Raw genomic sequence first — 15,301 nt, forward strand, 5'->3', positions numbered from 1 at the left:
GTGTTGATGGAACTCGGCCTGCAAAGGATTGCATCGACGAGTGTCTGCCACAAGGTACTGCCCCAGCGGAACCTGGAAACATTCATGCAACAGAGTATTGACAGAGTTCTGCAATCGGTTTCAGACTTCCGAGGTGCGGTTCCCGTGACCGAGGAGGTGGGACGTTGCGAGCGACGATCCGCGAGGTGGCGCGTGATGCCGGCGTTTCGCCGTCCACGGTGTCCCGGGCGCTGTCGATGCCCGACCTGGTCAACCCTGTGACTCGGGAACGGGTGCTGCGCGCGGCCCAGCGGCTGGGCTATGAGCCCAACCGGGCCGCACGAGGCCTCATCACCGGTCGGACCGGCAACGTCGGGCTGATCGTGCCGGACCTGGCGAACCCCTTCTTCCCCAGCCTGGTGAAGGGTGTGCAGGCCAAGGCCCGGGAGGCGGACTACGCGGTCCTCCTGGCCGACACGGATGAGGATCCGGCTGCGGAGAGGGATCTGGTCCGTGTCCTCGCCAAGCAGGTGGACGGGCTCATTCTCTGCTCCCCACGAGGGCGTGAGGAAGACATCCGGGCGCTTGCCGCGACCACGACCCTGGTCATGGTCAACCGACGCGTCGGCAAATTGCCGTCCGTCGTGTTCGACAACGCCGACGGTATGCGGCAGGCTGTCGCGCACCTGCAGGCCCTCGGGCATCGCCGGGTGGGATGGGTGGGTGGGCCGCGCAGCTCCTGGTCCAACCGTGATCGGGTGCGGGCGCTGCAAACGGCGACCGCTGCGGCGGGCATGGAGTTGCTCGTGGCCGGCAATTTCCCGCCCCAGTTCGAGGGCGGGATCGCCGCGGCGGACCTCGTCATCGCCTCCGGCGTCACGTCGGTCATCGCCTACAACGACCTCATGGCGCTGGGCCTGCTGGATCGGCTCCGCAACCGCGGCATGGACGTACCGCGGGACATCAGCGTGATCGGCATCGACGACATTCAGATGTCGGCGATGTCATCGCCCACGCTTACCACTGTTTCGCTCACCAAGGAGCAGGCCGGCCGGGCCGCCGTCGACCTGCTGCTCGCACTGCTGGAGCAGCCTGACGGCGTGCGCAACGTCCGCCGGGAGCTCCCCACCCAGCTGCTGGTTCGCGGATCGACGGGGGTCGCGCGGACCGACTGACCATCCCGGTCGAAAGGCCGTCCCCGTACCTCCGTCTTCGAAGATGATCGAGAGAGGGAACGTCTCATGGGCATTACCCGGCGGAGCGCCCTGATCGCCGCAGCCTCGTCCCTGCTAACCGCCACCGCAGCCTGCGGCGCGCCGGACAACTCCGGCGGAGCCGGCGGCGACACCAACGGCGAGGTTCCCGACAAGCCGAAGAAGGCCGTGGCGTTGAACGTCCTGGACGTCGCGGGAAACCTACAGCTGACGCAGGGCATGATTGACGACTTCGTCAAGGGAAACCCGGACGTCATCTCCCGGGTCACCTACTCGAAGTCGCCCGCCCCGGAGCTGGCCGGCAAGATCAAGGCGCAGCAGAACGCCAACCGGGTCGACATCGGCCTGGTGCTCACCGGCGTGGACGGGCTCGCCGCCGGCATCGACCAGGGTCTGTGGATGGACGTGCTGCCCAAGTTCGAGAGCCGACTCTCCGGCATGAAGAACTATCTCGAGCCGGCCGCCGCCATGCAGAAGCTTGCCGGCAACGCGGGCGTGACCGTTACCTACTATCCGTCGGGCCCGCTGCTGGAGTACCTGCCGGCCACCGTGCCGAACCCGCCGACGGGCGCCGACCAGCTCCTCGCGTACGCAAAGGCCCATCGCGGCAAGGTCCAGTACGCCCGCCCGTCGAACTCCGGTCCCGGGCGGACCCTGCTGATGGGGTTGCCGTACGTCCTCGGCGACAAGGACCCGAAGGACCCGGTGAACGGGTGGGACAAGACCTGGGCCTTCCTCAAGGAGCTCAACCAGTACGTCGACTACTACCCCTCCGGCACCACCGAGACGATGAAGAACCTGGCCAACGGGTCCGTGCACCTGATCGCCTCGACGACCGGCTGGGACATCAACCCACGGGTCCTCGGCACCGTACCGAAGGAGGCCAAGGTCACCTCACTGCAGGGGTTCCACTGGGTGACCGATGCGCACTACGCGGTGATCCCCAAGGGGGTGTCGACGGACACCCAGGCCGCTGTGCTCGCCCTGCTCGCGTCCATGCTGACCCCGCAGCAGCAGGCCAAGGCCTACGACGACGGCTACTTCTACCCGGGCCCGGCACTGCAGGGCGTCCAGCTGTCGGACGCGCCGCAGAAGAGCCAGGACGCCATCCGGGACTTCGGCCGGCCGGAGTACGAGTCGCTGATCGCGAGCAACCCGAAGGAGGTGCCGCTGGACGCGAAGGCGCTGGTGGCGGCCTTCGACCGGTGGGACCGGGAGGTCGGCAGCGGGAAGGTCAAGCAGGGATGACCACCGGCACGAAGGCCTTCTCCGAGCTGCGACTTGAGGGCGTCTCGCGTCGATTCGGCGGCCATGACGCGCTACGTGACCTCGACCTGACGATCGAGGCGGGCGAGTTCGTCGCCCTCCTCGGTCCCTCGGGTTGCGGCAAGTCCACCGCGTTGAACTGTCTCGCCGGGCTGCTGCCCCTGACCGGGGGCAGCATCTGGCAGGACGAGCGGCGCATCGACACACTGCCGCCCGAGCGCCGCGGCTTCGGGATGGTGTTCCAGAACTACGCGCTCTTCCCGCACATGTCCGTACGGGCCAACGTCGCATTCGGACTCCGGATGCGGCGGCTGCCGAAGGACGAGATCCGCCGCCGTACAGAGGAGGCGATCCGCCTGGTACGGCTCGAGGAGCACGCCGGCAAGCTGCCCGGCCAGCTCTCCGGCGGGCAGCAGCAGCGGGTGGCCATCGCGCGGGCGGTCGTCCTGGAGCCGTCGCTGGTGCTGATGGACGAGCCGCTGAGCAACCTCGACGCCAAGCTGCGCCTGGAGATGCGCACCGAGATCCGCCGGCTGCACCAGTCGCTGGGGCTCACCACCGTCTACGTGACGCACGATCAGGAGGAGGCGCTCTCGCTGGCCGACCGCCTCGTCGTGCTGCGTGCCGGCCGGGTGCAACAGATCGGGCCGCCCCAGGAGCTGCACACCCGCCCCGCCAACTGGCACGTCGCCGACTTCATGGGCTACCGCAACCTCTGGCCGATGCGGGTGCAGGCGGCGGTGGACGACACGGTGGCGGTGGAACGGGACGGCTTCCGGCTCGTCGGCGACCCGGTCGGTCCGGTGGCGCCGGGCGGCGAGGTGATCGCCGCGGTGCGCCCGGAGGACGTACGGGTCGATCAGGCCGGCGCGACGACCAACGCGGTGCCGGCGGAGATCGAGGTGGTGGAGTACCAGGGCCGGGAACTCGCGGCGGAGGCGGTGACCGCCGCCGGCGTGCGGGTCCACCTGCGTACGGACCGCCGAGTCGCACCCGGTGACCGGGTCACGCTGAGCATGGACCCCCAGCGGCTGCTGGTCTTTCCCGGCGACTCGGCCCCCCCGGCCGGGCCGGCCGCAGGGGCGGCCCTGCTCGAGGAACCAGGGCTGGTCGGATGACCGCCGCGACCTCCACCCCCGCGGCGGATTCCGCCGGGCAGCCCGCGCGTGCCCACTGGCAGCACCGCCTCGCCGAACGGGGCGTCGACCGGCAACTGTGGCTGCTCGCCCCGGCGCTGCTCTTCGTCGTGCTGCTCTTCCTCTACCCCTTCTTCTATGGGCTGGGCCTGTCGTTCCAGCCGACCGAGGGCGGGCCGTTCAGCGACTACGCGCGCTTCTTCAGCGACGCCTACCAGCGCGCGACGATCTGGACCACGCTCGGCCTGTCGCTGCCCGCCGCGCTGCTGAACGTGGTGGCGTCGGTGCCGATCGCCTACCGGATGCGGGGGAGGTTCCGCGGCAAGCGACTCGTCACGATCCTCCTGGTCGTACCCATCACGCTCGGGACCGTGCTCACCGCCCAGGGGCTGCTGAACTTCCTCGGCCCGACCGGGTGGTTCAACCGCGTGCTGACCGCGGTGCACCTCACCGACGAGCCGATCCGGCTCATCCACAACTACTGGGGCGTCTTCTTCTCCCTGATCATCACGGGGTTCCCCTTCGCGTTCCTGCTCGTGCTGTCGTACCTGTCCGGCATCGACCCGACGCTCGAGCGCGCCGCGGCGACCCTCGGCGCTGGCTGGTGGCAGCGGTTCCGTGTGGTCACCCTGCCGCTGCTGATGCCGGGGCTGGCCACCACGTTCTGCCTGACGTTCGTCCTCGCGTTCAGCGTGTTCCCGTCCGCGGTCCTGGTCGGCAACCCGGCCGGCGAGACCCGGGTCATCTCTATCGCCGCCTACCAGGCGGCCTACGAGCAGTACGACTACCCCTACGCGTCGGCGATCGCGATGATCATGGGACTGATCGAGCTGGTGGTCATCTCGGTGGTGTTGTTCGCCCGGGCGCGCTTCTACACCGGGTCCACGGGAGGTAAGGGCTGATGGTCACCACCACCGCGGCAACCGGCGCCGGCGCGGCCGGCGCCCCGGACGTCCGCCCACGGCGGCGCATCGTCGCCCGCCCCGCCGCCTGGTTCGTCTGGGGCGCGGTCATCTTCTTCTTCCTCAACCTGCTGGGCGTCGTCGGGTCGGTGCTGGTCAGCTCGTTCGGCCAGCGCTGGTTCAACAGCTGGCTCCCGGACGGCTACACCAGCAAGTGGTACGGCGAGGCGTGGACCGAGTTCGCACTGTTCCAGGTGATCAAGGTGACCCTGGAGGTGTCCCTGCTCGTCGTGGGGCTGTCGCTGCTGATCGGCGTGCCAGCGGCGTACGTGCTCGCCCGCCGGAACTTCCCCGGCAAGCGGACCATCTACCTGGTCTTCCTGCTCCCGATCCTGATGCCGCCGATCACCTACGGCATCCCGCTGGCGACCGTGCTCTACAAGTTCGGTCTCGCCGGCCACCTCTCCGGCGTCGTGTTGGCGAACCTCGTCCCTTCGGTGCCCTTCGTGATCCTCACCATGACGCCGTTCATCGAGCAGATCGACGCGCGGATCGAGAGCGCGGCCCGGATGTGCGGGGCGGGGCTGCGGTCGGTCTTCCTCCACGTGCTGGCGCCCCTGCTGCTGCCCGGGATGCTGGCCTCGGCGATCCTCGTCCTGGTGCGGACCGTCGGCATGTTCGAGCTGACCTTCCTCACCGCCGGTCCCGACTCGCAGACGCTCGTCGTCGCGCTCTACTACTCGATGTCCGCAGCGGGCATCCGCGCCCAGCAGTCGGTGGACGCGATGGCGGTCATGTACACCGCGATGATGGTGGTGCTGCTCGTCATCGCCCTTCGGTACGTCAACCCGACGCAGCTCGTCGCGCGGGTCAAGGAGGAACCGGAGCCGTGAGGATCACCGACGCCCGGGTCATCGTCACCTGCCCGGGACGCAACTTCGTCACGCTGAAGATCGTCACCGACGAGGGCGTCACCGGTGTCGGGGACGCCACCCTCAACGGTCGTGAACTGGCCGTCGCCTCGTACCTGCGTGACCACGTCGTACCGCTGCTGATCGGCCGGGACCCGGCCCGGATCGAGGACACCTGGCAGTACCTGTACCAGGGCGCGTACTGGCGACGCGGCCCGGTCACCATGAGCGCGATCGCGGCGGTGGACACCGCGCTGTGGGACATCAAGGGCAAGGTGGCCGGCCTGCCGGTCTACCAGTTGCTGGGCGGCCGCTCCCGCGAAGGCGTGACGGTCTACGGCCACGCCAACGGGGAGACGGTGGAAGAAGTGCTGGCCGAGGTGGCCCGGTTCGTCGACCACGGCTACCGCGCGGTGCGGGTGCAGTGCGGGGTGCCCGGCCTGGCCAGGACCTACGGCGTCAGCCGCGACAAGATGTTCTACGAGCCTGCCGACGCAGCGCTGCCCACCGAGGCGACCTGGTCCACCGAGCGGTACCTCGCGCATGTGCCGACCGTCTTCGCCCGGGTCCGCGACGAGTTCGGTCCCCACCTGCGACTCCTGCACGACGTGCACCACCGGCTGACGCCGATCGAGGCGGCACGGCTCGGGCGCAGCCTGGAACCGTACGCGCTGACCTGGATGGAGGACCCGGTCCCCGCAGACTTCCAAGAGGGGTTCCGGCTCATCCGCCAGCACACCACGACACCGGTGGCGGTGGGGGAGGTGTTCAACACGGTCTGGGACGCCGCCCAGCTCATCCGCGAGCAGTTGATCGACTACATCCGTACCACGGTGGTGCACGCGGGAGGCATCACCCACCTGCGTCGCATCTTCGACTTCGCCGCCCTGCACCACGTGCGCAGCGGCTCGCACGGGGCCACCGACCTGTCTCCGGTGTGCATGGCCGCGGCCCTGCACCTCGATATCGCGATCCCGAACTTCGGTCTGCAGGAGTACATGCGGCACACCGAGCAGACCGACGAGGTCTTCCCGCACGGCTACCACTTCGAGGGCGGCTATCTGCACCCGGCGGAGGTGCCCGGCCTCGGCGTGGACATCGACGAGGAGGCGGCGGCCCGCTACCCGTACTCGCCCGCGTACCTGCCGGTCAACCGCCTGGAAGACGGCACGGTGCACCCGTGGTGAGAGCGCGAAGCGAGGTGGTGGCATGAGCCTGGTGGTCCTGTACGAGAGCGACGACGTCGCGGTCGCGACGACGGCGATGAGAGCGGGGGAGCCGGTGGCGCTGGCGGGGGCGGCGGACACGGCGCTGCGGAACGACGTGCCCGCCGGGCACAAGGTCGCTCTGCGTGACCTCCCCGCCGGGTCGCCGGTGCGCAAGTACGGCCAGGTGATCGGGCGGGCCCTGGTGGACGTCCGGGCGGGCGAACACGTGCACGTGCACAACCTCGGGATGCCGGAGGACGCCGCCGCCCGCGTGGCGGGCGGGCAGGTGCACCCGGTCCCGCCGCTCCCCGCCGACCTGCGCCGCACGTTCCAGGGCTACCGTCGCCCGGACGGCCGGGCCGCCACCCGCAACTACGTGGGCATCCTGACCACCGTCAACTGCTCGGCCACCGTCGCCCGCAAGATCGCCCGGATGACCGAGGACGACGCGGACGGGCTGGCGGGGGTCGACGGGGTCGTCGCGCTGACCCACGGCACGGGGTGCGGCATGGCCGCCCAGGGCGACGGGTGGGACCTGCTGCGCCGCACCCTCGCCGGCTACACTCGGAACCCGAACATCGGCGGACTGGTCGTGGTGGGTCTCGGCTGCGAGGTGAACGCCGTAACCGGGCTGATGGCCGACCTCGGCCTCGCCGAGCACGTGCCGGTCTCGTCGTACACCATCCAGGAGCTGGGCGGCACCTCCGCCGCGGTAGCCCGCGGCACCGAGCTGGTCCGGGACATGATGCGCGACCTCGCCGGCACCACGCGCACCGAGGTGGGGGTCGAGGAACTCGTGCTGGGCCTGCAGTGCGGCGGGTCCGACGGGTGGTCCGGACTCACCGCGAACCCGGCCCTCGGGGTGGCCTCCGACCTGCTGGTGGCGGCCGGCGCGACGTCCGTGCTCGGCGAGACGCCGGAGATCTACGGCGCCGAGCACCTGCTGGCCGCGCGGGCGAGCAGCCCGGAGACGGCCGAGGCGCTGATGGAGCGGATCCGGTGGTGGGAGGAGTACACCGGGCGGCAGGGCACCACGATGGACGCCAACCCGTCGCCGGGCAACAAGGACGGTGGCATCACCACCATCCTCGAGAAGTCGCTCGGCGCGGTCGCGAAGGCAGGACGGAGCCCGCTCGCCGCGGTGCGGCACTACGCGGAGCCCATCCCGCGGCCCGGGCTGGTCTTCATGGACACCCCCGGCTACGACCCGGTCTCGGTGACCGGGATGGTCGCCGGCGGGGCGAACATCATCTGCTTCACCACCGGGCGCGGCTCGGTCTTCGGCAGCCGCCCCGTCCCCACCGTGAAGCTCGGCACCAACGCCGAGCTGGCCAGCCGGATGGCCGGTGACATCGACCTGGACTGCTCACCGGTCGTCGAGCAGGGCGTCTCCGTCGACGAGATGGGCCGGCGGGTCTACGACCTGCTGCTGGACGTGGCATCGGGCCGCCGCAGCGCGAGCGAGGAGCTCGGCCTCGGCGGTGAGGAGATCGTCCCGTGGCAGTTGGGGGCCGTGCTGTGAGAGACGAGGCGAACGCGGCACCCCGGCTGCGTCTCGACACCCTGGACCGCCTCGGGCGGGGCGGCGCGTTCACCCGGCCGGCGGTGGACCCGCGCGCGCTGCGGGTCGGCGTCGTGCACCTCGGGATCGGGGCCTTCCACCGGGCGCACCAGGCGATCTTCACCGAGCTGGCCGCGGCGGCGGCGGGCCGCGACGACTGGGGCATCGCCGGGGTCACCCAGCGATCCGCGTCCGTACGCGATCAGCTGACGCCGCAGGACGGCCTCTACACGGTGCTGGAGCGGGGCCGCGGCGCGGCGCCACCGCGGGTCGTCGGCAGCGTCCGCGAGGTGCTCTTCGGGGCCGGCGACCCGGCGGCGGTCGTCGACCGGATCGCCGATCCCGCCGTACGCGTCGTTACGCTCACCGTGACCGAGAAGGGCTACCGCCGCGACCGGTCCGGACGGCTGGACGTGTCGGACCCGGAGGTCTCCGCCGACCTCGCGGGGCGCCCGCCGCGGACCGTCGTCGGGCAGGTCGTCCGTGGGCTGCAGCGCCGGTCCACCGGCGCCGCCGGACCGGTCACCGTGCTCTCCTGCGACAACCTGGTCGGCAACGGCGAGGTCCTGCGGGGGCTGGTGCACGACTTCCTGGACGCGTTGCCGGAGGCCGAGGCGGGTGGGCTCGCCGACTGGATCGCGGCGTCCGTGCGCTTTCCGTCCAGCATGGTCGACCGCATCGTGCCGGCGGCCACTGACGACGACCGCGCCGACGCCCGGGTGGTGCTGGGGCTGGAGGACCGGGGCGTCGTGGTGGCCGAGCCGTTCCGCCAGTGGGTGATCGAGGACGACTTCGCCGCGGAGCGGCCCGCCTGGGACCGCGCCGGCGCGGTGTTCACCAGCGACGTCGCCGCCTGGGAGTCGGTGAAGCTGCGCATGCTCAACGCCACGCATTCCCTGCTCGCATACCTGGGGGCCCTGCGCGGTCACGACACGATCGCGGCCGCGCTCGCCGACGACGAGCTCGCCGCCGCCGTCGAGGCGCTGATGGTCGAGGACGTGGCGCCGACCCTGCGCGTACCGGACGGCCTCGACCTGGCCGATTACCGGCGCCAGGTGCTGGAGCGGTTCGCCAACCCGGCGCTGCGGCACCGGACCGTCCAGGTCGCCATGGACGGGTCGCAGAAGCTGCCGGTCCGGCTACTCGGCACGGTCCGCGACCGCCTGGCCGCCGGGGCGGTGCCGCGGCAGGCGGCGCTCGCCGTCGCGGCCTGGATGGCATACGTGGGTGAAGGTCGGGACGTGCGCGGACGGGAGCTGCCGCTCGACGACCCGCTGGCGGACCGCCTACTGGCGGCTGGCGCCGCCGGCGCGGGCGATCCGGGGCGGCTGGTCGACTCGCTGCTCCGGGTCGAGGAGATCTTCGGCGTAGACCTTCCCGAGCACCACGGCTTCCGGGCGGCGCTGATCGAACACGTCGGGCGGCTCACCGGGAACCGGTGAGCCGCCCGGACGGCTACCGGTGGCGCTACGACGTGCGGGTCAGCCGCCACGACCGGCGGCTCATGTGGTGCACCCGGTGACCGCGGTCCCGGATGGCGGACCACGATCACCGGATGTGTGTGCGTCTCAGGCGTGGCCGTGCATCGTGAGGACGACCGCCTCACCGGCGCCCAGCGTGATCCGGGCGTGCCCTGCGGAGGTGGTGCCCACGGTGGGCTGGAATCCGGGCCAGCTGCCATCCGCCGACACGGCCCGGCCGTCGATGCGTACGCCCGGTGCGTCGAGGGTGCGACCCGCGCCGCTCGGGTCGTCCGGGGTCATCCGGTCGAGTTCGTACCTCGCGCCGGGCGCCGCCACGTCGACCGACGTCGGCTCGTCACCCTTGTTGATCAGGAACAGCCGTCGCTCGGACGCGCCGCCGTCGACGCGCCAGGCCTTGACCTGCCCGCCCTGCGCGGCGTTGACCGTCACGGGCACCGGCCGGAGCCCGGTGGTGCCCTGCGCGAACCGGGAGAACAGCAGCAGCGCGTAGTACTCCGGCGCCGGGGCCGGCGATCCCATGGCCGGTGACGGGTCGAAATTGAGCGCGTTGTAGTAGCCGTTGCCCTCCTCCGGGTGGAAGAACGCCCGCACCTCGGCGTTGTGGAAGTTCACCCCGATCGCGCCGGTGCCGCACGTCGCGTTGACCGACGGGGCGTGCGGCGGCTGGGGGCAGGCCGCGTTGAACATCGCGTCGAGCGCCCAGACCGCGCTGGCGGCGACGTCGCTGACGCCCGGGGCGCCGCGTCCGGCGGCGGTGTTGAGCTCCTCGACCCGGTAGGCGAGGCCGTGGCGGGCCGCCTCGTCGGCGTGGGTGTAGACCTGGTAGTTGAAGTTGTCCAGCCGCTCGTCGGAGAGCAGCGCCGGGATGGTCGGGCAGCGGTACGAATCGGTGGCGCAGGTGCGGGCCAGCGGGTAGAAGTGGTCGGCGGCCCAGGGTCCGAAGGTGCCGGCCTTCGCCTTCGTCGGCCCGGCGGTGGCGTCGAGGATGGCCGGCCAGTCTGCAAAGAAGCGCGTCTGCACGCTGCGGTCGGCGATGCTCTGCCAGGGTGAGATGGGCTCGCTGGTGTTCGGCGTGACGAGCGGGTACGGCCCGGTGACGTCCGCGCCGGTGTAGGCGGCGAAATCGCCCAGGTACTCCGGCAAGTCGTACCCGTAGGAGAGGTCCGGCTCGTTGCCGAGCGATACCGCGGCGATGTATTCGTCGGCACCCGCGAACGCTGGCTTGACCCCCTGCGTGACGAACGCCTGGGCGTGCTCGGGACCGCGCCAGGGACGGCCCGCGGTGGCCGGCGCCATCGCGGTGCCGAGGGTCACCGCCCAGCGGGGAATGCCGCCGCCGTCGGCGTTCGCCGCCTCGAGGGTCGCCCGGATGTCGGCGAGGTCCTCGGGCGTGATCACCTCGTCGGTGTTCGTCGCGGTCGCGTCGAACTGCATCACGTCCTGCGACGAACCGCCGATACGCAGCGAGCCCGTGTCCAGGTTGCGGAGCAGGTTGACGAAGGCGGGCCGAGCGCTCGGCCCCATGTACCGTTCGATCAACGACCACTCGACGCTGAATCCGACGAAGTGCGCGGGGACGGACCCGCCCCCCACCATGCGCCGCGGGTCGAGCCGTACGGACGCGTGGGACTCGCCGGGATCGGCGGATGCGGCGACGCTCACGCCGGGACAGGCGAGCACGGCCAGGGCCACGACCGCGGCGGCGCCACGGGTCGGATGTCTTCTCATACGGGTACGCCTTTCAGGTGCGAACTCAGGACAGGACGAGCGCGGCGAACCGCCAGTACTGGCCGGCGTTGTCGGCGGCGAATTCGAGGTCGACGGTCCGCCCGTCCGCGCCCCCGTCGACCGGGAACGTCAGCCAGGTGAACTGCCCGGTGGCGGTCGGGCTGGCCAGGTGGGCGAGGGTGCGTCCCGCGCTGGACACCGTCATCGCGTCGGCCGGGAAACTGGCGTCGCCCACGAGCAGCGCGACCTGGTGGGTGCCGGCAGGCACGGCGAGCCGGAGTGTGGCGGGCACCTGCCCGGTCACGATGTCGCGGCGCAGGTCGTCCGGGCCGCCCCGGTCGCGGGACTGCGGCCCGGTGCCGATCCAGCCGTACCCCCGGGCCGCGTCCCAGGCATCGGACGGGGACATCCGGTGGTACGTCGGCAGCAGCGGGCTGGTGGCCGTACCGGCGTCGAGCGCGAGCCCGACCCGGTCACCCCGCGGCGTGGTCACCACCGCTGCTTCCGGCCGGCCGTAGAGCGGCGCGTCGGTCGCCGTCACCACCGCGGCGAGGGTCGCCATCTGCGGCGACGGCGCGGGCGTCACGGGGACCGGGATGCTCACCTTCGGGAACGCCGGCACCTCCCGCGCCACGGCTCCCGACGTCCAGCCCTCCGGTACGGCCAGCCGCGCGTCGACCGACACCGGACGGTCGGTGCCGTTGGCCACGGTGACCACGGCCTGTCCCGCCTCACCGGCGAACAGCGGCTGGCCGGGAACCGCGAGGTCCTGCACCGACACGTGCCCGGAGGCCCGCACAATCAGGTTGTCGACGTACGTCGGGACGACGGGTGGCGCGGTGCCGCCGCCGACCGCCTGCACCGCCACCTTCGGTGACCCGGCGAGGCTCGCGCTTCCGAGCCGGTACCAGTACTGGCCGTCGCTCGAGTACTCCGCGGCGACGTCGGTGCCCCGGCGTACCAGGCGCAGCCGGGCCGACCGCCCGTCGTACGGCACCGACGACCGGGCGCCGACCTTCCCACCCGACTCGGTCAGAATCTCCAGCGCGCGCCGCCCGTCGACCCAGCCGAGGTCGGCCTTCACATAGTTGTCGTCATCGACGTACGCGTAGAGCCCGACCTGCTGGAAGTCCGCGGAGAGGTCGGGTGCCTCGACAGTGGCGGCGGCGGTGAAGTCGGACTGTGGCGTGTCGGTACGCAGGAACAGGTTCCGCCCGTCGCCGCCGGCCCCCGTCTCGCCGCCGCGCAGCGTCGACAGCCGCAGCGCGCCCGGCCGGTCCTGCAGGCTCCACCCCGAGTCGTCCGGGCGCACGATCTGCCAGCCGGGGTCGAGCGTGCCGGACGGGAAGTCGTCCCCGGCCGGGCTGGTGACGCTGTCGAGGCTGCGGACGGTGAAGGGCACTGGCAGGGCCTCGGTGTCGCTGTCGACGACGGCCCGGACGAACCCGGTCGAGGAGACGTGCTCGGCGGTGAGCGCGCCGGTCAGCGTGACCTCGACGGTGGTCTCGCCGCCGACGGGCACCGTGAAGGGCACCGGCTGGGCGGCGAAGCCCGGCGGAGGCTCGACCACCACCGTCCCGTGCCCGCCGTGGCCGAGCGCGTCCACGATCGTCACCCGCTGGCGCAACGACGCCGGCCGGTCGAGTGGCGCCGCGAGGACGCTGGCCCGCGCGATCCGCACCGGCGAGAACATCACCCGCCAGCCGAGCTTGTGCTCCCGCTGGTAGGTGTCGAGGCCCTTGGTGTGGAAGGGCGGGACGGGTTCCGGGTTCTGCCCCGAACCCCAGGTCGGGGTGCACCAGAACTCGGTGGAGGTCCAGTACATCTTGCCGATGAGGTGCGGGCGGTCGTGCAGCAGCCGGTTGTGTTCGTCGACCAGATAGGCCTGGTAGTACTCGGTGCCGCGATCCAGGCCGGCGCGCTGGTGGACGGCTTCCGCCCCGTACTCGCTGAGCAGGATGGGCTGGCCGGTCATCTTCTGCAACGCGTCCAGATGCGAGGTCAGGCTCTCCAGTGTCGAGTACCAGCCGGCGTAGTAGTTGGTGGCGAAGAAGTCCTGGTAGGGATACGCGCGGTCGCGGGTGTGCCGGTGGGAGACCTGCGTGTAGAGCCGGGCCGGGTCGAGGCTGCGCCCGTGGGCGATGACGGTGCGCACGTAGTCCACCGCGCCGTCGGTCTCGGTGGCATTCTCGTTCCCGACCGACCAGGCGAAGAGGCTGGGGTGGCTGCGGTCGCGGGCGATCATCCGGGCCAGCGTCCGCTTGCCGAACTCCTGCACGTCGGCGCGGCCGAGGAAGGTTCCCGGCTGCGAGCTGATGTTGTTGATCTCCTCGATGACCAGCAGTCCGTACCGGTCGGCGGCGTCCAGTTCCGCAGGCGTGGTCGGGTAGTGCGCGGGCCGGAAGATGCGGAAGCCCTTGTCGTGCAGCCGCTTGATCTCCCGGTCGGCCAGCCCGTCCGGCTGGGTACGACCCAGCCCGGGGTAATCGGCGTGCCGGTTGAAGCCCGGCAGGTCCTTGATCGGCTTGCCGTTGAGCAGAAGGTCGAGGCCGTCGACGGCGACGGTGCGGAAGCCGGTCTGCTCGACCAGTTCCCGCCAGGCGGCGTCACCGAGGGGGCGCAGGCGCACCGTGTACAGGTTCGGGTGGTCCAGGTCCCACAGCGCGGGAGCGGGGACGTCGAGCGTGATCGGTGTGGCCGCGCCGCCGCCGGCGGGGACCGTGGTGGTCACCCGCGTCGGGCCGAGCACGCGCCTGCCGTCCGGCCTGTCGACCGTCAGCATCGCGGACACCTGCTGCGGCATGCCGCTTGCGTTGACCCCGGTCGGGCGTACGGTAAGCCGACCGGACGCGGTGCCCTCGGCCCGGGTCTCGGTCAGGGCGACGGCGGGGGAGCGCTCGAGGCGTACTTCCTGTAGGAGGCCACCCCAGTTCCAGTACAGGCCCTGGACCGGGCGGGCGTACTCGCCCATCTCCGAGACCCGGTTGTCGACCACCACCGCGATGGTGTTCGTCCCGGCGCGGACCGCGTCGGTCACATCGAGCCGGGTGGGCAGGTAACCACCGGTGCTGGTGCCGACATCGACGCCATTGACGAAGTACCGGCAGGTCCAGAAGCACGACTCGAAGACCAGAGCGGTCCGCTCACCCGGGTCGGGCGCGTCGAGGTCGATGGTCCGCCGGTAGACCCCGAGCACGCCGTTGTCGTCGTTCCAGCTCGCCCGTACCGCCCCCAATGAGTCGGGTACCACGATGAGCGGCCAGTTGCCGGCGTCGTGCTCGGGCCGGACCGCCGGCGGCACGGCGCCGTCCAGTGCCCCGGCCGGCAGTTCGGAGGCGGTGGAGAAGCGCCAGCCTCCGGTCAGGCGGGTGTGGCCCGGCCCGGCGGGCGGGGCGGTGGTCACGACCTGCTTGGTCACGGTGAGCGTGCCCGACGGGGTGTCGGCCTCGGCCCGGAGATCGTGTGCCCCGTTCGGAAACCACGTCGCGTCCGTCGCGGTCGCCCAGGTCGGCGCGGTCTTCGTCTGTCGCGCGTAGAGGTCTGTCAGCTCCGACAGCTGAACGTCGTCCAGGTAGAACCGCACAGCAGTGGTCCCCGGTGGGGCCGTGACCTCGAGATCCACCGTGCCGCTGAGCCGGCGGCCGCTCGGGCTCTTGAACCGGAGTGCCGGGTCGGCGGCGTCGGCGCCACCGACGGGTGCGACGAGCACCAGCGCCAGCGCGACAATGCTGGCGGATAGGCAGGCGACGATCGTTCTGGGTAGCCGGATCCTCATGACAGCGTCCTCGCGGGTGTAGTGGTCCGGGCGGTCCCGCGCACCGGTCAGGTGCCGTCGCCATCCCGGGCGGTGGCAGGCTCCTTGAAACCGTTTGCGGTTATCTGATGGCAACAAACGGCGACGCCCCCGTCAAT

The 15,301-nt window shown here is 71.4% G+C and carries 10 protein-coding genes; 8 read left to right on the top strand and 2 right to left on the bottom strand.

Annotation, left to right across the window (positions count from 1 at the left end; translation table 11 throughout):
• Positions 1-164: 164 nt before the first annotated feature.
• From ABZS80_RS17180 to ABZS80_RS17215, 8 genes are all read left to right on the top strand, one after another.
• Complete coding sequence (locus tag ABZS80_RS17180) at positions 165-1,154, top strand: LacI family DNA-binding transcriptional regulator (protein WP_355056834.1); 990 nt, start codon at positions 165-167, stop codon at positions 1,152-1,154.
• 66 nt (positions 1,155-1,220) lie between these two features.
• Positions 1,221-2,441 (top strand): extracellular solute-binding protein, encoded by a 1,221-nt coding sequence (locus ABZS80_RS17185; protein WP_355056836.1) that lies wholly within the window; start codon positions 1,221-1,223, stop codon positions 2,439-2,441.
• The gene (locus ABZS80_RS17190) at positions 2,438-3,577 is read left to right on the top strand and encodes an ABC transporter ATP-binding protein (RefSeq protein ID WP_355056837.1); all 1,140 of its coding nucleotides are present in this window, start codon (positions 2,438-2,440) and stop codon (positions 3,575-3,577) included. Before ABZS80_RS17185 ends, ABZS80_RS17190 begins: the two co-directional genes overlap by 4 nt.
• Positions 3,574-4,497 carry an ABC transporter permease gene (locus ABZS80_RS17195; protein ID WP_355056838.1) on the top strand — a complete coding sequence of 308 codons (924 nt, stop codon included), beginning with the start codon at positions 3,574-3,576 and terminating at the stop codon, positions 4,495-4,497. The genes ABZS80_RS17190 and ABZS80_RS17195 overlap by 4 nt, the downstream gene beginning before the upstream one ends.
• Entirely contained in the window at positions 4,497-5,390 is an 894-nt protein-coding gene (locus ABZS80_RS17200; RefSeq protein WP_355056840.1) for an ABC transporter permease, read from the top strand. The genes ABZS80_RS17195 and ABZS80_RS17200 overlap by 1 nt, the downstream gene beginning before the upstream one ends.
• On the top strand, positions 5,387-6,595 hold the full coding sequence (manD, locus tag ABZS80_RS17205) for a D-mannonate dehydratase ManD (RefSeq protein ID WP_355056842.1): 1,209 nt from the start codon (positions 5,387-5,389) through the stop codon (positions 6,593-6,595). The genes ABZS80_RS17200 and manD overlap by 4 nt, the downstream gene beginning before the upstream one ends.
• Positions 6,596-6,617: 22 nt before the next feature.
• Positions 6,618-8,138, top strand: a complete 1,521-nt coding sequence (locus ABZS80_RS17210) for an altronate dehydratase family protein (protein ID WP_355056844.1) — start codon at positions 6,618-6,620, stop codon at positions 8,136-8,138.
• Positions 8,135-9,619 (top strand): mannitol dehydrogenase family protein, encoded by a 1,485-nt coding sequence (locus tag ABZS80_RS17215; RefSeq protein WP_355056846.1) that lies wholly within the window; start codon positions 8,135-8,137, stop codon positions 9,617-9,619. Before ABZS80_RS17210 ends, ABZS80_RS17215 begins: the two co-directional genes overlap by 4 nt.
• 126 nt (positions 9,620-9,745) lie before the next feature.
• Here the strand turns inward: ABZS80_RS17215 and ABZS80_RS17220 are convergent, their stop codons facing one another.
• On the bottom strand, positions 9,746-11,389 hold the full coding sequence (locus tag ABZS80_RS17220; protein ID WP_355056848.1) for a hypothetical protein: 1,644 nt from the start codon (positions 11,387-11,389) through the stop codon (positions 9,746-9,748).
• 25 nt (positions 11,390-11,414) lie between these two features.
• Positions 11,415-15,164: a glycoside hydrolase family 2 TIM barrel-domain containing protein gene (locus ABZS80_RS17225; RefSeq protein WP_355056850.1), complete on the bottom strand. Its 3,750-nt coding sequence runs from the start codon at positions 15,162-15,164 to the stop codon at positions 11,415-11,417.
• Positions 15,165-15,301: the final 137 nt, after the last annotated feature.

The organism is Micromonospora sp. NPDC005305 (genome assembly GCF_040607315.1).
In the GTDB taxonomy this organism is placed as follows: Bacteria; Actinomycetota; Actinomycetes; order Mycobacteriales; family Micromonosporaceae; genus Micromonospora.